Raw genomic sequence first — 20362 nt, forward strand, 5'->3', positions numbered from 1 at the left:
TCGGGATGATGAAATGAAAATAATGAAAATGTTTTTGATTCTGATTTTGCTGGTGTGTTTCTGTCAGGTAGCCCTGGCAGCAAGGTCATCCCTTGATCTTCCTCTTATTATTGAAAATAATACTGCAGTAAACCGTGAATCCTGGCCTGCCAGGGGTGGGATACCTTTACCTGCAGGTATGCTTTTGCCTGAAGATGTTTCCGGATTATCCGTGGTTGATACAGATGGACAGGTGGTTCCGGCCCAGTTTGATCCTTTTGTCCTGTGGTGGGGCAGGGACGGATCAGTCAAGTGGCTGCTTGTTGACCTCCTGGTTGATGTGCCGGCCATGGGAAAGGCAGAATACCGCCTGGTCCATGCCCAGGGCTTTGTAGATGACCCGATCCGGATTCAGGAAACCGAGGTTGATATCACGGTTTATACTGGACCGTTGAAGGCTGTGATCAGCAAGAAGAGGGGTTCTATTCTTGAAGAAGTATATATCGACTCCGATGGAACCGGTAGTTTTAGCTCTCATGACCGGATAATTCGACCGGACTTGGTGAATGGGAGTATTATCCGGAGTGATTCCCAAGAGATGGTATACGGTGAGAGTCAGTCTTACAATATGTGGGGACACGGAAGCGGACGGATCGATTCTGCCTCTTACCGGTCGGTGGGTCATCTTACTGAACATGAATATGCTTCTGGGATGGCAGTTCCGGATAAGGTGGTGATAGAGGCAAAAGGCCCGGTACGCACCACCGTCAGGATTGAAGGCAGACATATGCCTGACAACTATGGTCAGGGGATCAGAGAAGAAGGTTTTTACAGCTACACTGTCTGGCTGGACTTTTTCGCAGGCCTGTCTTTCATCAATATAACCCACAGCCTGGATAATCAGCGCCGTGACTATCCCATGCATCTTTACCGGATAAAGGAATGCAGGATGCAGTTCGCCCTTGACGGAGATGCAGCTCCTTCTTTTGTTTTGGGAACTGAAGATGGAGGTCATGAGAAGTTTGAACCGGAAACAAAATGGATAAGTCTGCTTCAGGATTCTGCCAATGCCGACCGCTGGGATTTGTATAATCGACTGGAAGGCAAGTCCAGAGATGATGCAAAAGAGATTCCTGGATATTTTTTCAGGGCAAGAGCTCTGCTGGGACCTGCGTTGTTCAGGGGATATAAAGTCGTGCAGGGCCAAGCCCGGTCAGAGTCACCGGTTGCACTGGCCAGGGGCGATCAGGCTCCAGGTTTCGGCGGGATTGACTTTGGAGAAAAAGGGGTCTCTCTTTTCATGCAGCGTTTCTGGGTGGAATGCCCCAAGGCCATGCGGTTATCCAGAGATCAATTGCATGCCGTGTTCATGCCGGATTTTTCCCCTGAACAATTTCAGGTTCATCCGGGAAGCCGGAAAAGCCATGAACTGACCCTTGCCTTTCATCAGGGGGCTGAGGCTCTTCAGTACAATCTTGATCATGCCCAAGCCTTTCTGCATCCTCTCCACGTCAGAACCAGTCCAGGCCAGTATGCAAAAAGCAGGGCATATCCAAGGCATATCGGAAATCAGAAAGTGAATGGCAGCAACAGCAGCCACTGGTATCCACACTACCGGTGGGACAGGAATGTATATACCGCCAACTGGCGGACAGCGGGCATGCTCACTGGATTCAACAGTGGAGGCATGCATGACAATTACTGGTCAGTATTTCACCGGTATCTCCAGGGAGGAGGACTTTGGCATTGGGAAAGGGGAGTTGCTCACTCCAAGTGGGCTTCTGAATCCTTACCCTGGCTGATTCATGAATACAGTTATTCAGGAGATGATCCATGGCCCCAGCATCATCTGGTGGGCTGGGGGGCAAAAAAACTGTACACTTATCCTGAGGCTGCAAACATAAGTGGATGGGTGACTCCTTATACCACCAATATCCCAGCCTTCACAGCACCGCCCAAGATCCTTCCCGACGGAGAACACCTGATCCACATGTGGCCTCTGGAGTGGTACTTCCTGACCGGTTCTCCCATTGCCCGGCAAGCTGTGGAAGCCATAGGCAACCAGGCCAAGTATTCAGTTCACAGACATTTTTTTGGAGACATTCAAAGCCTTCCTCCTGATTTGAGCGAGTCATTTTATTATAATGATCAAAAAAATCCTGAGCGGATACCCAGGTACTTTTATACCAGGATTTATGCGACACACCTGATCAGTTCTGCCTGGAAGTACTCAGCCACGGGTGATGAAGAAAGTCTGTTTTTTGCCAGATGGCTGGCCAGGAGGATCCTTTATCTGCAAAGACAGAATTCCGGGGTGTTAACCCCAGAAAACAGATGGAACAGCATTCCGCCCTGGCAGGAGGCTGAAGTGGCCATAGCTGCTTATGCTTTGTACCGGGAAACCGGAGACAGAGCCCTTCTGGATATCATGGGTTCCTGGCTGACATGGGCGTGGCATGAGGCTTTTGAGCCGGACAGGGGAATGCCTCACCGTTTCAAGCGGGGTGAAAGAAGTGAACAGTTTGAACACCATTGGTATCCCGGTGTGGCTGCACCTCTTAGTTACGTGTCTCTGGGTGATGCGAGCGCCCTGGAGATGACCAGACAGTGGGCAAAAGCAGGCATGCACGAAATTAGAAAGGGTCAATTTCTGGAGCATCCTGCCGGGCAAAGTGCAGCCTATGTCCTGACCTGTCTTCAGAAAAAAGATAAGCCTGCTCCAGTCCCAAATCCTGTCACGGACCTCAGAGTGGAATGGATAGACGGTAAAGGTGCAGGCCTTTTCTGGACAGACCCCTGTGGGCCAGGATGTAAATCTGCCTTTTCCCCAAAGCAGTACTGGATAAAATATTCTGAGCTTCCCATTGTGGATCATCCCCTGTTTCCTGATGAACTGGGTAATAAAAGGGGTTTTTATCAGGCCGACAATATCTCGGAGGAGCTGAATTTAGCTGGTTCAGGCCAAGAAAAGTCCGTGATTATCACGACCCTGGACCCCCATGGCTGGTATGGATCTACGGAGGTCTTTAACATCTCCATGCTTTCCCCGGGAACGTACTACTTTATCATGAAGTACTGGGATAATGAGGGGTACTTAAGCCCGGTATCTAATATGGTCAGAATTGATATATGCTCTGATATGGTTGAGGGACTTTAATCCGGCCGCTAGCCCTGCTTATGATAAAAAACATCCTCATATGTCTAATAATCGGATCCTGGTGCTTTTTGATCCTGGCAGCAGATCCAGTCAGTGCTTCCGGACATCAGATTCAGGGGATCAGGATCGTGAATGAGCGCTGGCCTGATCCCTCCACTATGGATAGCTTTGCCAGAGACGCTGTACGTCTGATGGGGGCTGAGACCAGTGAAGAAAAAGCCCTGGCACTTTTTTATTTCATCCGAATGTTTACGGCCAGGACTGACGGGAATGTTCCCAGGGAGCCGGTCCTGGGTGACAACTATATTGATGATCCTCTAAAGGTGCTTAATGTTTATGGGGCACATCATTGCGACGGTCTGAGCAGGGTGATGGAGATGGCCTGGAGGTCCCTTAATGGCCGGGCTGAAAAGCTTTATCGAAGTGGGCATACTCAGACCAATGTCAAATGGAAGGATCAGGACGGGATTTCCCGGTGGCATCTGATGGATATTTCAGAAGGGTGGTTTGTATATGACCGTTCAGGAAAGCATATTGCCGGTCCAGATCAGATTGCCAGAGATTATTCTCTTATTTTCAGGCCATCCAGGGGGCCAGTTCCCAGAAGAGCCCATTACTGGGGGATGTACAACTGGATCCATGCACCTCATTTGGACTGGCCTTCCCACAAGATGGATATCGATCTGTACCCTGGTCAGACTTTCACCCGACTGTGGGGAAATATTGATCTACCATACCAGGACAATTTTGCTGCCCAAGGGAAAAAAGACTTTGAACATGGTCCGTATCCTGTCACTTTTGGCAACGGTATCCTGAAGTATGTTCCTGTTTTTTCCAATGGGGATGCCCTGTGTCATAATCACAGCTCAGGACTTGCCGTCAGACAGGCAGAAGACCCGGGCAGGGAATTACTCCTTGGACCGGATAAACCCGGAAGGTATGCCCAGGCCGTTTTTTCAATTTCTTCTCCTTATATCATATCCCGAGCCTGGATCAACGGATCGTTTTTCCGGCAGGATGGCAGGGATGAATTGTCCATAGATATTTCAACTGATGAGGGGGAGAGTTGGAATAAGGTCTGGAGCGGGGAGGAATCAGGAGCATTCCAGCTGGTTGAGCAGCCCCTGTCCGGAGAATTTGATATTTACGGTGCTCCTCCTGAGAATACTGCTTATCCTTTTGGTCGATACAGCTATCTGGTCAGGGTCAGGATGAAGGCATACCAGGATGTTATGAGCGTCGGTCTGGATCATCTGGAAATAGTCACAATAACCCAGCACAATCTTTTTTCCCTGCCCATGCTCTGGCCCGGGACCAATGAAATAACCGTATCCGGATATATCCCCAGGGGCAAGGGACTTGCGGTTACCTACAATTGGAAAGATCTTGAAGGACGGAACAGGAAAAGCCGGGTCGTGGTAGAGGAAGCACCCTATACCTACAATATCCAAACTTCAGGGCGGAGATGGAATGATGTGGTCACAAGCTCAATCATCCTGGAGGTTATCCCGGCAAATGGACAAGGCAACAGAGTGGTTATCAGGGAAAGTGAGCTGGATGTATTTGAAGAGATTGGCCCGGCCCAGGCTTTTCCACTCAAGGACATTGTTGGTCAGAATTATCCCCGCGATTTGAAAAGCCTGGAACAGTATGTTGCTGACCTTGATCATCCATCCAGACAGATCCAGGCTCTGAGCGGTCTGATGGTGCTTGGGGATGATACTGCCTTTGTCGGGGTTAAAGAAGTTGCTCTTGAATCAGTGTCTCATCCTCAAAAAGAGATGGCCATCCAGGCCCTTTATTTGCTTAATCCTGACCTAGCCCGTCCGGTGTTTTTGGAGCTGTTAGATAATTCTCCCAGAGTTCGCTGGAAAGATGATCCTGAGAACAGACTGGTGTGGTTGGGACACTGGTATAATATCTCGGCCTTGATAGGAAATATTCTGGCTTCCAGCCGGGATGTGGCTGGGGTTCCATACCTGATCAGAGTCCTGGAAAGCATCATTATTGAGAATGACCGTTCATGGCAGGCCCATACCTCCATTATCCGCAGCCTGGGTATTCTTGGAGATCCTGCAGCTGCAGAAGCGATTCGTCCATTTCTTGGCAGGGATCTCAATGTTACTGCAGCGGCAGCCAGAGCTCTGGGTCAGCTGGGTGATTTTGATTCCAGAGACAGTTTAAGGGTGTTGTTTAGAAAGGCAAGTTACCCCATGATTACCTATTATGCGGGCCAGGCTCTGATAATGCTTGGAGACAGCAGCATCATCCCAGACATGCATATCAAACTTCATGGTCAGGATGAAAACATGAGGGCTCTGGCTGCGTGTGCCTTGTGCGTTCTTGGGGATGAAAAAGATTTGGCTGTTTTGGACAGTTTTTTGGATATTGAGCCATTTGAATGGGTGAGGCTGGCTGGTTCACATGACAGAGAGAAAGGATGTGAGTGTGAAAAGATTTTTTAACCTGATCAGGAATGTTCTGGCAGTTTTCGGGCTTATGGGAATAATTGGACTTGGAGTGGCCATGTATGTCCTGCTGAAATCAACCAGCCAGCCTCCCAGAACTGTTGCCCAGAAAGTGCTGGAGAGGGCGGGACTGGAGTCAGCATTTCTAGCTGCATTGGTTGAAAGAAAACCGGCCAGGCCTGAAGGTCTTGATCTGCCTCCTCTTGATGCCTTTGACTGGATGGGGCACGGTGCAAGTCTGAATAATAATCTGCTGCCGGTAGTCTTTAATCTTTCAGGGCTCCCTGTTCCCCGGGCATGGCTGATTTCCGGGGAAGTCGGATCATACTCGGAGCAGAGTGTGTCACGCACCCTTAAAGTCAATACTGCATCTGATTTCTTGAGTGCCCTAGGCAGAGCCAACCCCGGGGATGCCATTACTCTTTCTCCAGGTAGCTATACTATCAGCAGGCGCACAATACCAGTGAACCGGCCAGGAACTGTGGACGAGCCCATAGTTGTCAGGGCTGAAAGGGTTGGCGAAGTGTCCCTGGAGCTGGATACCCTGGAAGGCTTTTTGGTCAGTGCACCGTACTGGATATTTGAAAACCTGGAAATAAAAGGAGTTTGTTCCACTCACAGCCGGTGCGAACATGCCTTTCACGTGGTGGGCAGCGGGAATGGTTTTGTGCTCAGGAACAGCAGGGTGAGTGATTTCAATGCGGCAATCAAAGCCAATGCCATTGATGGATCGGATGGACAGAGGATTTTCCCAGACGGAGCCTTAATAAAGAACAATACATTTTACAACACCAGCATTCGAAACACCAGGTCGCCTGTTGTTCCTCTGGACCTGGTGGGCACGGACCACTGGGTTATCCGGGGAAACATCATTGCTGATTTTTCCAAGGGACAGGGAGATCAGGTAAGTACCGGGGCTTTTATCAAAGGCAATTCCAGTAACGGTGTTTTTGAAAATAACCTGGTTGTCTGTGAGTATTCCCATTCAGGAGGAGTAAGGCTGGGACTGTCTTTTGGCGGTGGAGGAACAGGAAGTTCAGCTGCCCGTGATCACGTTGTTTCCATTGAACACACAGGAGGCCTGGTGCGCAATAATGTGGTCATGAACTGTTCTGATGTGGGGCTTTATTTGAATAAGGCTCGAAAGACCACGGTTCTTAACAATATATTTTACCGGACCATGGGCATTGACGTGCGTTTTGAGGCTAGTTCAGCCGTAATCTTCAACAATATTCTGGACGGCAGGATACGCTCCCGGGATGGAGGAACTTTTATTGAAAACAATAATCTGATTACAGGGAGTGGAGTCAGAGGGATGTTCAGGCCTGACTTTAAGGATCTTTTTGTGGAACCAGACCGTGCGGATTTCAGACTGCTTAAACCAGGGCCCGTTGTTGCTCAGGGGATAAGGCATGACAAACTGAAAGAGGACATATGTGGCCACAATAGAGGTGATCAACCTGACCTAGGGCCTTTTGAATACAGTGAACACACTCTGTGCAGACTCTTGGATTTTTAAAACAGGTAGCGGGACCAAATATGTTTAGGATCAGATTGACCCTGACTTTTTTGATGGTTTTCATGATCGGTATTGCTGGATGCGAATCAGCTGATAGAGGCGGAAGTGAGGATAGGGCACTTATTGAGTCAGTTCTCCGGGACAATCCGGAACTAATTATGGAAATCATCAAGGACAATAAGACAACTCTGGCTCAATTGGTGCATGAGGGAACAAGAGAGCTTGGAGAAATGGCCAGGCGCCAGGACTTGATGAGGCAGATGAACGATCCTCTTGACCCGGCAATAGATCCAAAACGAATAATCCTTGGCAGTCCGGAAGCTGAAGTGACTATTATCGAGTATTTTAATTTTCTCTGTCCGGTCTGCCATGTAGCTGGTCAGAAGGTTCAGGACGTTGTGAAGGAGCTTTCAAACCAGACGCGGCTGATCTTGAAGCATGTGGTCAGGGGCGAGGCGTCCAGGAAGGCAGCCATGTACTTTGAGGCTGTATTCAGGCTGGACAGGGACAAGGCCTTGGAGTTCAAAGACCTGGTTTTTTCACGGTCAACAGCCTTGGTCAGTGATCCTGGTCAGACTTTGGATGAGATTGTTGCTCAGCTTGGTCTGGATATTGATTCTGTCCGGGACGTTCTGGAAGACCCCGAAATTCAAAACATACTGGACAAGGATCTGGAAGAGGTTGAAAGACTGGGTATTCTTGGGACTCCGGTTATCCTGGTTAACGGGATCATGCTGCATGGGTTTGTTTCTCAGCAGGAATTGTACAGAGTGATTGCTATGATCACCGGGCAGGAGCACCAGGACAATGGTCTTGTTGAAAAGGACAACGAGTATGACATGTGTCTGGGGGATTTTGAGGAGTGCGAGTAAGCGCCCAGTATTTTCAAGTTGCCAACTCAAAAAAAAATGATCTTGGAGTTGTGTTTTCCAAGTTAAAAAAATATGTGCGGAATATGCGGAATATTTAATGTTGATGGCAGGCCTGTTGCTGAAAGTTCCATAAAAAAGATGGCCTCAACTATGGTTCACCGGGGTCCAGACGGAGAGGGAGTTTTTGTCAAAGGCTCTCTTGGGCTGGGGCATAGACGCCTTGCAATCATCGACCTTGATACCGGAGCCCAGCCCATGGCCACCAGGGACGGCCAGTTGCAGGTTGTTTTCAACGGAGAGATATATAATTTTCTGGAGTTGAAAAAGGATCTCCAAAACAGAGGTCATGTATTTCAGACCAAAAGCGATACCGAAAGCATTCTGCATGCCTACAGAGAATGGGGTCTTGATTTTGTTAAACATCTCAGAGGAATGTTTGCCATCGCCCTATGGGATGAGCGGAAAAAGCATCTGGTACTGGCCAGGGACCGGATCGGAAAAAAGCCTTTATACTACCTGGCCGATGGCAATAAGCTTGTTTTTGGCTCTGAACTGAAAGCTGTTCTTGCAGCTCCAGGTGTTCCCCGTAATCTCGATCATGCTGCCCTGGACTGTTATTTCAGCTATGGGTACGTGCCTTCTCCCCTGAGCATCTTTAAGCAGATCCGCAAGCTTCCCCCTGCCCATGCGGCGATCTGTTCCCGTGAAGGTTTTAAATCCTGGCGCTACTGGAAGCTTAACTTGGAACCTGATACTGATTATGGCAGAGAAGAGGACATTTTGGATCAACTTGTCCAGCTGTTTGACGAATCAGTCAAAATCCGCATGATCAGTGACGTTCCTTTGGGAGCTTTTTTAAGTGGCGGAGTAGACTCCAGCGCGGTGGTTGCTTCCATGGCTGTCCAGAATCCTGGTTTTTCGGTCAAGACTTCAGCCATAGGTTTTTCAGATAAAAAGTTTGATGAATTGGAATTTGCCCGGAAAGTAGCCCGGCTTTATGGAACCGACCATACGGAATTTATTGTTGAACCCGATGCCTTGGATGTGATTGAGAAGCTTGTCTGGCACTTTGATGAACCTTTTGCCGATTCTTCAGCTATACCTACATTTTATGTTTCCAGGATGGCGAGAAAAAAAGTTACAGTGGCTTTGTCAGGAGATGGTGGTGATGAAAATTTTGCAGGATATGCCAGCCGCTATTCCATGACTGCATTTGAAGACAAAGTTCGTCGGAAGATACCATCCTTTTTTCGGAAAGGAGTAGTCCAGAGAATTGGACGATTTTATCCCAGACTTGATAATTTCCCCAGGCCTCTCAGGCTGAGATCCTTTCTGCAAAATATAGGAGTAAGCGCTGATGTGGCATATTTCAGGGACATGTCTTTTTATTTTCGGCCTGAGGACAAATTGGAACTTTTTCGAAGGGAATATTTAAGAATGACTGAGGATGCCGATCCTGCTGAGTTTTTGGGCGGTTACTTTAGAGAAGCCGCAAATGCTGACCAATTGAGCAGGGCTCAGTATGTGGACATGATGACCTACCTGCCCGAAGATATCCTGGTCAAAGTTGACAGGATGAGCATGGCCAATTCCCTGGAAGTCCGCGCTCCAATACTTGACCATGTGTTTATGGAATACGTTGCCGGACTTCCAGCCAGCCTCAAGTTAAGGAATTCAGAATCCAAGTATATTTTTAAGAAAATGAATGAAGGAAGACTCCCTCCTGAAGTACTTTATCGGAAAAAGCAGGGATTTTGTGTACCCCTTTCTGATTGGATGAAAAATGGCTTGAAACAGTTTGCTGAGGATACTTTGTTTTCTGGTGGGATCCTGAATGAATTTTGTGAACAGGAAAAACTGCAGAAATTATGGCAAGGACATCAGCAAGGAAGAGAAGATAATTCGCATCAGATTTGGGCACTGCTTATGCTGGAACTCTGGCATGAAAAATTTGCAGATAACAGGTTCTGAATCAGAATTAGCAGGTGAAGCATGTATCCAAAAATAGTTAAGCATCTTATTTTTCCGCTTCATGAAAAATTCATGGGCAGAAGGACTATGTCATGTCTTGATGAACTTGAGAAATGGCAATGGGCTGAACCTGAAGAAATCCAGGAGCTGCAGCTTGCCAAGTTGAAATCCCTGCTGATGCATGCAACTGATAACATACCATTTTACAATGAGCGGTTCAGGAAATTCGGTTTCAATCCCCAGGAAATCAAGTCAATCAAAGACATAAGGGATATCCCCATGCTGACCAAAGAGGAGATACGGACCAATCTGGAAGCCATGCTTTGGAAAGAGTGTCCTGGCGGTCTGCATAGGTACAACACAGGGGGATCATCAGGCCAGCCTCTGGTTTTTTACTTTGACCGCAGGCGTCAGGCATTTGATAAGGCTGCAAGGATCATGACTCATCGATGGTGGGGGGTAGATATCGGTGACAGAGAGTTTTATTTGTGGGGGTCTCCACTTGAAATGGCTGGCCAGGACAGACTTAAGCAGATAAGAGATAGGTTGACCAATGAATATCTGTATAGTGCATTTGAAATTTCTCAGGACATGGTACCTGAAATAGTCACCAGACTGGAAAAATTCAGGCCCAAATGCCTGTTCGGATACCCTAGTACCATCAGCCTTTTTTGTTCCATGGCTGGAAAACAGCATATCGATCTTTCCGGACTTGGGATCACAGTGGTTTTTTCAACCGCCGAAGTATTGTATGAGCATCAGAAGAGAATTATCAACCAGGCCTTGGGAGGAATTCCGGTTGTTGACTCTTACGGCAGCAGGGAAGGAGGTTTTATCAACCACCAATGCAGGGAGGGAACCTATCATGTGATGGATCCCAATTATATCCTGGAGCTGATCAATGATGACGGAAAACCTGTGCTGGAAGGTGAAACCGGGGAAGTGGTCATAACTCATCTGGATGCCTGGGGAATGCCTTTTATTCGTTACAGGACCGGTGACATGGCCAAGTCTGATGGAATGGAGTGTCCCTGCGGGAGAGGACTCAGTTCCATGGCCAGCTTACAGGGCCGGACCACTGATTTTATAGTCACGCCGGATGGCCGCTGGCAGCATGCCTTGTCTTTGATCTATGTGGTCCGGGACATTGAAGGGGTTTCCGAGTTTAAGATTGTTCAGGAAGAGATTGATCTGGTCCGGGTCCTGATCCGAACTGATTCCAGTTTATACCCGGACAATGGTGACCGGAGAATTAGGCAGGGATTTAAAAAACGGATGGGAGGGGAAGTAAAAGTCAGGATTGAGCATGTTGAGATGATTCCCAGGGATGCTTCGGGAAAATTCAGATATGTTGTTTCCAATGTCGGCGGAAATTATGACTGCTAAATATTTGATTAGTACAGTATTTATTTTTTCAATTTTATTAGTCGCCATTCAGAATGAGTTGGCATGGGCTTCTCTTGAACCTTCTGAAATCCTTCTTGTTGCCAACAGAAATGCTTCCGGCAGTGTCGGTCTTGCCAACTACTATATGCGTAAAAGAGGTGTGCCTGAAGAGAACTTGGTTCAGCTGTGGGTTGCTGACAGGGAGACGGTCAGCCGGGATGATTATGAGCGCAGAATTGCAGCACCTGTCAGGAGATATCTTTTAGAGAATGAGAATGGGTCTTCCATTCGCTGTATCCTGATCATGTACGGCACACCCCTCAGAGTGGAGTCAGCCCCTTTGAGTCAGGCAGAAGAAGCTGGATATAGAGAACTGCTTGAACGCAGAGCCCATCTGCAGGAGCTGATCAAAGTTGCTGAAGGTGAAGAAAGAGTGGAAATAGATAGCCAGCTTATGGCCTTGAGCAGGAGTATTGACCAGGAAAGGATGCGCAGGAACACATCAGCATCTGTGGACTCTGAGCTGGCCCTGGTCAAAGCTGATGCCTATTCTTTGTCCATGTGGATTCCCAATCCTTTTTTCATACCTTTTCAGAATCAGCAGAGTCTACCAGTCTCAAGAAAAGATGTGCTGATGGTTTCCAGGCTGGACGGCCCTGACCAGGACACGGTCAAAAGGATAATCCATGACAGTATCGAGACTGAAAAGCGGGGCCTTAAAGGTACGGCTTACTTTGACGCCAGATGGCCCAGGCCGGATACGATGCCGGGCGGACAGGGATACGGGCAGTATGATTACTGGATTCATGAGGCGGCTAGGTATATTGATCAGGAAGGCATTATGCCGGTTGTGATTGAAGAGACAAGTGCACTGTTTCAGCCCGGCGAATGCCCTGAGGCAGCTTTATATGTAGGCTGGTACAGCCTAGCCAGATATGTACCTGCCTTTGAATGGCAGCCAGGATCAGTAGGTTACCATATTGCCAGTCAGGAATGTCAGAGTCTCAAAAGAGGTGAGTACTGGTGCAAACGAATGCTGGAAGAAGGTGTTGCTGCAACCTTGGGGCCGGTAGGTGAACCATACGTTCAGGCATTTCCGCCTCCTGAGATTTTTTTCAAGCTGCTGACAGACGGAAGAATAAGCCTGGCTGAGGTTTTTGTTCTGTCCAATCCTTTCTGGTCCTGGAAGATGGTCCTGGTAGGAGACCCTCTGTATCGTCCGTTCATGAGTCGTTGGAAAGATGCAGGACACTTAAACTGATATAATGTCTGTGTGGAGATGGTGATGATTGTTCCAGTAATCATGGCTGGTGGTTCCGGCACTAGGTTGTGGCCTCTATCAAGAAAACTATATCCCAAGCAGTTTATCGCCTTTGGAGGGGAGCTCAGTCTGCTGCAGCAGACTACTGAACGGCTTCAGGGTCTTGACTGCGCAAAACCTCTTCTGGTCTGCAATGAAGAACACAGGTTTCTGGCTGCTGAACAGATGCTCAGGGTTGGCTTTGAGGATCTCTCCATCTTACTTGAGCCGGAAGGGCGCAATACTGCTCCAGCTATTGCTCTGGCCGCTATGCAAGCCATGAAAAACGGCCAGGATCCAATCTTGCTCGTTCTGGCTGCGGATCACCATATTAAGAACAAAGATGCTTTCCAGCAAAGCGTGTTAAAAGGCAAGGCTCTGGCAAAAAAAGATAAGCTGGTTACCTTTGGCATAGTTCCCCATTCTCCGGAAACAGGCTATGGATATATTAAGAAAGGCTCTGCAGTGAAAGGAGATGGTTTTGAAATACTGCAGTTTGTTGAAAAGCCCGGATCTGCCAAGGCTGCTTCCTACCTTGAGTCTGGAGAGTATTTCTGGAACAGCGGCACATTCATGTTCAGGGCCGGACTATACCTTGAGGAGCTTAAGCTTCACAATCCAGGGATTTTTGAGGCCTGTCGAGCGGCCATGGATAATAAGACACATGACCTGCACTTTGTCAGGGTCGATAAAAAGGCTTTTTTATCATGTCCGTCAGATTCCATTGATTATGCTGTGCTGGAAAAAACGGACAAGGGGGTCATCGTGCCCATGGATGCGGGTTGGAGTGATGTGGGGTCCTGGTCTGCTCTGTGGGATATTACCCCCCGGGATGAAAACGGCAATGCTCTACAAGGAGATGTCATCTCCCAGGCTACCAGCAACTGTTTTATCATGTCCGAAGACAAGCTGGTCGCGACCCTGGGGGTTGAGAATTTGATAGTTGTGGAGACCAGAGATGCAGTTCTGGTGGCTGACCGAAGAAAGGCTCAGGACATAAAATCTCTGGTCCTGGAAATTGAAAAAAATAAGCGCAGTGAGCACATCATTCACAGGGAAGTTTTTCGTCCCTGGGGTTCCTATGACTGCATTGATGTGGGCAACAGGTATCAGGTCAAGCGGATAACAGTTAAGCCTGGAGCCAAGCTTTCAGTACAGATGCACCATCACCGGGCTGAACATTGGGTAGTGGTTTCCGGAACAGCAAAGGTCACCAATGGTCAGGAGTCATTTCTGGTTACTGAAAATCAGTCAACTTACATACCAGTGGGTCAGACTCATTCCCTGGAGAATCCTGGCAGCATTCCTCTTGAACTTATAGAAGTTCAGTCCGGATCGTATCTTGGTGAAGATGATATAGTCAGGTTTGAAGACAAGTACGGCAGGAGATAAGGTGTGTTTTTAGACCTCATGTCCCAAACCAAGACCCCAAAAAGTCGGCCGGGATCCTGGCCGACTTTTTGGGGTCAATAGTGATGGTATTTAAGAAGCCCGCAAAGGTTATTTTTTGATAAGCCTTTTTCTGCCCAGCCAGGAGATACCCAGAAGGCCAGTCCCAAACAGAAGCCAGGTTCCTGGCTCAGGGGTTGTGGCGACTGAACCCATCATTCCGGAATTGGCACAGGTGGCAGTTGCAAAAAGGAAATCAAAGCTGTCTCCCCAGCTGAGGTTCATGGCCCATATTAGGTCGAATTCGCCAGCAAGGGTGTAGGTGTAACTGCCATCTTCAAGGGCTGTTTGATAAAAATCAGCAACAAATGGAGATTGTATTTGAGTTCCATAATTTGGATCAGATTTGTCATACATTGTTACGAATGGTTCCAATTCCCAGGTGAAATCAAAGGATGTTGCCTTGTATCCATCACCGTAAATCAAATTTTGGTAGCTGCCTAAATAATGATCAGGAGTATAGGCTTTTTGTATATCCCAGATTTGGAAAAAGCTAGCCTGATAAGGGGTGCTTGCATCTGGAGCAGCATCTGGACTATCCCATTTTCCTAAATTAAAACCAAAATACCTATTACCAGCAAAAAGAAAAAAATCTCCAATATAGTGATCTGCATTGCCAATATTGGTATAACCAGAAAAGTTTGTGTTTATTTCAAACTGAAATCCTGAAGCATTGGCAGTCAGGCTCACACCGTGGTTTGCAAAGATATTAGAAGTTGGGGCTTCAATTTTATCGTACCATTCACCTTGGGTGAATCCAGCCCCACTTTTTTGCGGAGTCACATAGGTATCATAATTGGTCAGGGTAATCAGGCTAGCTTGAGCAGTTGAAGCCCCTAAGAAGAATATTACAGGTAATAAATAAAGTAAGATTCGTTTAAACATGAGCCTGCTCCTTTTATCCAGTTTGATTAAGTGATTTAATAACAAGGGTTTTTATCTTTACTAGCAAAAATAGTGCCGCGTGCTGTCTTAGCGGTGTTTTTGCTAACTATCTTTAAAAAAAGGTTTATTTTGAAATTGGCTGGATAATGCAAAAGAAAAGTTGCAACAGATTTCCATTTAATGTGCATTCAAGGAAAAATGAGAATCTGATTGCACACCCTCTGGGGGCAGTCAAAAGATATGATCTGCTGACTGGAATGAAAATGCCTGGAGCAAAGGTTAGGTGTGGCTGCAACCTCAGCTGCAGTCGGGGAGATCAGGTTGAGAGGGCTGTTCTGTTATCCGCGGCCAGGGGGGGAAAGGTCAAGCTCTTTGATCTTGTATAAAAGAGCTCTGTAGCTGATTTTCAGGATCTTGGCTGCTTCTTTGCGGTTCCAATTGACATGTAGCAGGACCTTTTCAATCACTTCAAGTTCGACTTTTCTAACAGCCTTGTCCCTGACTTCCTTTAAAGAAGGGAAGGAGTCCAGCTCCTCAGGTTCTGGTGTTGATTTTTTGCTGGTTTTGGCTGGATTATCATGCTTTTTGTCTGCTCCGTGTTTATTCTTGTGGGAAGATGCCGTAATCTCTTCTTCCAGTTCCCGGAAATTTTCAAGAATGCTTAGTCTGTTCAGATAATTCTCAAGCTCCCTGACATTGCCTGGCCAGTGATATTCATAAAAAATATCCATCAGGCTTTGGGGGATGGATATCATGGGCTTTTTGTTCTTATCGCTGATTTTTTTCAGGAAAAAAACAACAAGATCCGGGATATCTTCCTTTCTCTGTCGAAGAGGGGGGATGTGAATGGAAATGGTGCTTAGACGGTAATACAGATCATCCCTGAAGTTACCTTCCTGGATTTCTTTGTCCAGGTTTTGATTGGTGGCAGCAATTACCCTGGCCTGGACCTTGACTTCCTTTTGGCCGCCAACCCGGTGATAACAGCGGTCCTGAAGCACCTGGAGCAGCTTGGCCTGGAGCTGTAGCGGAAGCTCCCCAATTTCATCCAGAAAGATCGAGCCATCAGCAGCATGTTCAAATTTACCGGTCTTTCTTTTGTCAGCCCCGGTAAAAGCCCCCTTTTCATGGCCGAAAAGTTCTGACTCCACAAGCTCTGAAGGAAGGTTGGCACTGTTCACCTTGACAAAAGGTCGGTGGGATCTTGAAGAATAATAGTGAAGCGATCTTGCCACCAGCTCCTTGCCTACTCCGCTTTCTCCGGTGATCAGAACATTGAAATCCACATCACTCACCTTATTGGCGAGCTCGAGGATTTTCTGCATGGCCTGGCTCTGGCCTATTAGATTGGGTTTTGGGAACGGCATAAAATAAATTTTCTTTTAACGTGCTGATCAAGCTGGAAAGTTCAATTTCAAATTAATACAGAAACGGGCCGTTGGAGCAAATGTTAGGTGTCACTTAAGCAGTCTGTCAATGGCATCCATGAGTTCTTGAGTTTTGAATGGCTTGCTGAGAACAGCCCCAACACACTCTTCTTCAGCAATGGACTCTGGAGAAGATCCGTATCCTGTCATACAGATGATAGGAGTGCCTGGCTGGTGCTGCTTGGCGATTCGAACCAGACCAATTCCACTTACATAGGGAAGCCTGATATCAATCAGAATAAGGTCCACGGATTGGCTTTTGAGCTTTTCCATTCCTTCCAGACCGTCCTCAGCCAGTTCTACTTCGAAGCCATTGGATTCAAGGAGGTCTGTTAAAAGGGTTCTGATATTTTCATCATCATCAATGATCATGATTCTTTTAGCACTGCTCATGACATGCTCCAAAAAAAGGTTTGATCTACTGTAAGTTAAAATGGGCTGTAAGTCAGCTCTCAACTTTCACCTATATTTTTTTTTCGACAATGTCATGGGGATTAATTACGAAAAATATATTTTTAAACAGAGCCAGTTTAATGTTGTCCTTCTTTAAGTCCAAGGCAGTTCATGGCAGAGGATTGCTTGGCAGCATTTAGTCCCTGTTTAGTCCTTCCAGGTATTTCAAGTCCTTGGTCTGGGTGTTTTTGGTTCCTATTGTCAGGACTTCAGCCTGTCCCTGAGGATTTCTGCTCCAGTAAATTCTTCCCCGGTAGGCAAATTCTGTTTCAAAAGATGTTTCGTTTCCTCTGGAAAAAACTTTTCTTTTGACACTCACCTTTTGAAGATCTTCGTTCAGGGTATGAATGACTTCTTCAGCCTTTAACTGGAGATCACTGGGTAAATCCATAAAACCCTGGATGGCTTTATCATGGAATTTTAGCCTCTTGTATAAGGTTGAAAATCTTTTCAGCTGCTGGTCTACCAGTTTTTGTCTTTTCTTATCCTTTTGCCTGATGTCTTTACTCAGCTTTTCAAGATGATCGTTTAGATTTAAAATCTCAAGTTCCTGGGTCTCCCTTTGAGCAGTGGCATCAGAGAGTTTCTTTTCCAGCAGCTCTATTTCAGCTAGGGCTTCATCTTCTGTCAGCTTCAGACGGTCATCAGCTGCTTCCAGGTCTTTTCTCAGCGATTCAAGTTCGTTGGTATAGGTCTTTTCTTTGTCTGAATACTCATTCAGGAAGGATTGAGCCTGGGCAAGCCTTGATCTGGTCAGCTCCAGCTCTTCCTGCTGTTTCTGGGCGGCCAGCTCTGAGAGATGAACCCGCTGGTGATAGATTCTGTAAAGCACCAGGCTGAAGCTCAATATGTAAAAGATAAGGATGATGTTGGAAAGCCACGTGTTATGAGGAATCCTTACAGAAAGGTTATAGATGAGTCCTTCCTGCAGAATGCTGATATTCTCTCTGGCAACCAGGGACTTTCTGAGTTCGTCCAGGTGGTGGCCATCTCGGCCTTCCAGATGTTCATCAAGGCCGGTCTGCAGATCAAAGGCAGGATAAAGCTGTCTGCCGTGCCCTGTCCTGACCGAGGCCTGAACCATTACCCCAAGTCTTCTTAATTTTTGACCTGTTATGAATATTTCCACGTTATTGTGGACTTCATCCTGGAGTCTTGTCTGTCCGGTAACAACTCCACTCATGTCTGATATAAGGATTGAGGAGAATTCCTGATTCCATGAATTGTTCAGATATCTTTCCAGGCCCTGGATAGTGAAGATATACAGCACTGGGGGAAGAAAAATACATAGATAAAGTATTCGGAAAGACAAAAAGCTGCTTTGGGGCTTATCCCCTGGGGTATGAACCAGTCTTTTTAACCTGATAATGAGTTGTTTGGCTATTTCTGGACCCACCTTAAGACTCCCAGAGGTTTGATACAGCTGTCAGGAGTAAAGTCAGTCAGGTTTGAATGAATCTGACCTGGTCTTTCTCAAGGACGGCAGAGGTCAAGACACCGGTGGAACATGCACCTGTATCAATACCAATACGATATCTAGTTTCTCGAATTATTTCAGATGTGGAGTGACCATGAATGATCCTGAAGCCATGATCAAGGTTTGACGACAGAAAATCATCTCTGATCCAGTAAAGGTCTTCAGGTTTTTGTTTTTCAAGATTGATACCTGGACGGATTCCGGCATGGACAAAAAGATAGTCTCCAAACCTGAAAAAAGGTTGCAGGCTCTGAATAAACTCCAGATGACTGCCGGGCATAAGGTTTAGAAACTCCTGGCGGATTCTGGTCACTCTTTCCAGGGAAAAACCTGATCCAGCAGCAGTTACTCCGTAACTCATAAGAGTTGAATGTCCTCCGAGGCTGATCCACATTTCCAAAGTCAGCGGATTATCCAGAAAGTCCAGCAGTAACTGCTCGTGGTTGCCCATCAGGTATCTGCATTCAAATCCTGGCAGAGGGCGGTGGACCAGTTCTTCAATGGTTTCCCTGACCTGGGCTCCCCGATCAAGGTAATCTCCAAGATACACCACCAACTTATTGATTTGAGAGTTATTATGAGCATCCTTTAAAATAGCCCTGTGCAAGCTTTTGATAAGATCAGCCTGCCCATGGATGTCCCCTACAGCATACACCCGCCAGCCATCTGGAATTCTGAATTGATTTTGGCCGGCTTTAGGTCCAATAATTTTTGATAGTAATGAAAGCATTTAGATTCCAGGATCAGTATTTCTCAGGAACTTGATTAGGATGTAAAGGGCTTAATTGCAAGTCCGCACATCAAGCTGGACCAACAGATTACCATGCTGGATTTTTAAGTTATGACTAAGCTGGACTGGATTACCCCTGGTAATTGATGGCTTATGGATAAGGCACTCAATTACCAGGAGCTGGTGGGAGGTCTGGATAGTGCAGGAGAAAAAATATTATGCTTCTATAGGGGTATTAGTTTGCATAAGTTCCAAATCTTCTGCCAAAGAGTATAAAAGCCAGTATCCCGGTTCCAAGCAGGATCATGGTCCCAGGCTCAGGAGTAGTGGCATGGTTAATTTCATTCTCATTTGGGGTTAGACAGTCTCCAAAGTCACAGGGGAGGGGATCATCAAGGTCAAATCCCGGAAATAAGTCTGAAAGATCGCCAAGAAAGTCATCGCCAGGCAGATTTGGGTTTCCTGAATGCCCTGGATTGGATCCTGAATTATTGTCGGTAGTTCCGGATGATCCACTGGATCCGGTTGAGATGGACGGACCATGGCTTGTTGGATCACTTGAAAATCCGCTGTCTGGCGACAGACTCTGCAGGTCGGTGATGTCTCCTGAGTCAAAGTCCATGTTCCCGGGGTCTGGATTGCTCTGCTTGGACCCGGGGGTTGATCCAAAGGAGCCGGCTGATCCACTAGACGATTTTCCTTGTGAGCCGGATACAGATTGGGTTAGCGGGTCTAAACCAGCCAAGAATCCTGGGTTAGTGGCTGCTCCTAAGGCCAAATCCCTGCCTGGGGTTGGCCTTTCCTGGCCTGAATCCAATGTCTGCCTGTCTTGGATCTGGAATCTACCAGAATAGGCTGGTGCAGCCAGGGCTTGAGGGTCTGAATCTACCCCGATTTCATTGGAATAATTGTTGCCAGGCCTTGCAGGTGGTGAGGCCAGTTGTTTTAGATCAGCCAGCTTGTCTCGGAGAACTTTTCCAAGGGAACTGTCTTCACCAGGATCGCTTTTTTGGCTATTTTGAAAACGGTTGCCCTCCTTGGCGTGATAAGGGTCAGCAAAGAGGTAGCTCAACCCCAAGGCCAGAAATAAGATAGGAATGGAGATGAAGAAAATCCGTTTCATCAAGGCTCTCCTAGGGTAAGTTTTTATTGTCCAGGCTTTCATTGCACTATGCGTACCATCCTGGGTTGAGAAAAATGACTGGAGTATATCTTGGTTAAGAGTTTGTTTTTTATAGATAAAATATGAGTTTGGAATAAGATGTATGTTTTTAGCAGGTACTGAGTGT

14 protein-coding genes are annotated in these 20362 nt (G+C 47.0%); 8 read left to right on the forward strand and 6 right to left on the reverse strand.

Going from position 1 to position 20362, the window contains the following annotated elements; all coding sequences use genetic code 11:
- The first annotated feature begins 13 nt into the window (after positions 1-13).
- The 8 genes from P771_RS0112485 to P771_RS0112520 all read left to right on the forward strand — a co-directional run bounded on the left by P771_RS0112485 (position 14) and on the right by P771_RS0112520 (position 14044).
- Positions 14-3136, forward strand: coding sequence for a hypothetical protein (locus P771_RS0112485; RefSeq protein WP_028575405.1), 3123 nt, complete (start codon positions 14-16; stop codon positions 3134-3136).
- Positions 3137-3204: 68 nt separating this feature from the next.
- Positions 3205-5601 (forward strand): HEAT repeat domain-containing protein, encoded by a 2397-nt coding sequence (locus P771_RS0112490; RefSeq protein ID WP_161635979.1) that lies wholly within the window; start codon positions 3205-3207, stop codon positions 5599-5601.
- Positions 5585-7123 (forward strand): right-handed parallel beta-helix repeat-containing protein, encoded by a 1539-nt coding sequence (locus tag P771_RS17545; RefSeq protein WP_051617321.1) that lies wholly within the window; start codon positions 5585-5587, stop codon positions 7121-7123. The genes P771_RS0112490 and P771_RS17545 overlap by 17 nt, the downstream gene beginning before the upstream one ends.
- Positions 7124-7143: 20 nt before the next feature.
- Positions 7144-7995, forward strand: a complete 852-nt coding sequence (locus tag P771_RS0112500; RefSeq protein WP_028575407.1) for a DsbA family protein — start codon at positions 7144-7146, stop codon at positions 7993-7995.
- Positions 7996-8067: 72 nt separating this feature from the next.
- Positions 8068-9966 carry an asparagine synthase (glutamine-hydrolyzing) gene (asnB, locus tag P771_RS0112505; RefSeq protein ID WP_028575408.1) on the forward strand — a complete coding sequence of 633 codons (1899 nt, stop codon included), beginning with the start codon at positions 8068-8070 and terminating at the stop codon, positions 9964-9966.
- Between the two features lie 21 nt (positions 9967-9987).
- Positions 9988-11352: a phenylacetate--CoA ligase family protein gene (locus P771_RS17550; protein ID WP_035244513.1), complete on the forward strand. Its 1365-nt coding sequence runs from the start codon at positions 9988-9990 to the stop codon at positions 11350-11352.
- Positions 11342-12613, forward strand: coding sequence for a TIGR03790 family protein (locus P771_RS0112515; protein ID WP_035244571.1), 1272 nt, complete (start codon positions 11342-11344; stop codon positions 12611-12613). Before P771_RS17550 ends, P771_RS0112515 begins: the two co-directional genes overlap by 11 nt.
- A gap of 24 nt (positions 12614-12637) precedes the next feature.
- Positions 12638-14044: a mannose-1-phosphate guanylyltransferase/mannose-6-phosphate isomerase gene (locus P771_RS0112520; protein ID WP_028575410.1), complete on the forward strand. Its 1407-nt coding sequence runs from the start codon at positions 12638-12640 to the stop codon at positions 14042-14044.
- 108 nt (positions 14045-14152) lie between these two features.
- Here the strand turns inward: P771_RS0112520 and P771_RS0112525 are convergent, their stop codons facing one another.
- The 6 genes from P771_RS0112525 to P771_RS0112560 all read right to left on the reverse strand — a co-directional run bounded on the left by P771_RS0112525 (position 14153) and on the right by P771_RS0112560 (position 20196).
- Entirely contained in the window at positions 14153-14986 is an 834-nt protein-coding gene (locus P771_RS0112525) for a PEP-CTERM sorting domain-containing protein (protein ID WP_028575411.1), read from the reverse strand.
- A 338-nt stretch (positions 14987-15324) separates the two neighbouring features.
- The gene (locus P771_RS0112535) at positions 15325-16353 is read right to left on the reverse strand and encodes a sigma-54 interaction domain-containing protein (RefSeq protein ID WP_084301895.1); all 1029 of its coding nucleotides are present in this window, start codon (positions 16351-16353) and stop codon (positions 15325-15327) included.
- Between the two features lie 90 nt (positions 16354-16443).
- Complete coding sequence (locus tag P771_RS0112540) at positions 16444-16806, reverse strand: response regulator (RefSeq protein WP_035244515.1); 363 nt, start codon at positions 16804-16806, stop codon at positions 16444-16446.
- A gap of 196 nt (positions 16807-17002) precedes the next feature.
- The gene (locus P771_RS0112550; protein ID WP_028575415.1) at positions 17003-18262 is read right to left on the reverse strand and encodes a coiled-coil domain-containing protein; all 1260 of its coding nucleotides are present in this window, start codon (positions 18260-18262) and stop codon (positions 17003-17005) included.
- 46 nt (positions 18263-18308) lie between these two features.
- Positions 18309-19073 carry a metallophosphoesterase gene (locus P771_RS0112555; RefSeq protein WP_051617323.1) on the reverse strand — a complete coding sequence of 255 codons (765 nt, stop codon included), beginning with the start codon at positions 19071-19073 and terminating at the stop codon, positions 18309-18311.
- Positions 19074-19308: 235 nt separating this feature from the next.
- Positions 19309-20196, reverse strand: coding sequence for a PEP-CTERM sorting domain-containing protein (locus P771_RS0112560; RefSeq protein ID WP_028575417.1), 888 nt, complete (start codon positions 20194-20196; stop codon positions 19309-19311).
- Between the last annotated feature and the right edge of the window lie 166 nt (positions 20197-20362).

Origin of the sequence: Desulfonatronovibrio hydrogenovorans DSM 9292 (assembly GCF_000686525.1) — a bacterium.
In the GTDB taxonomy this organism is placed as follows: Bacteria; Desulfobacterota; Desulfovibrionia; order Desulfovibrionales; family Desulfonatronovibrionaceae; genus Desulfonatronovibrio; species Desulfonatronovibrio hydrogenovorans.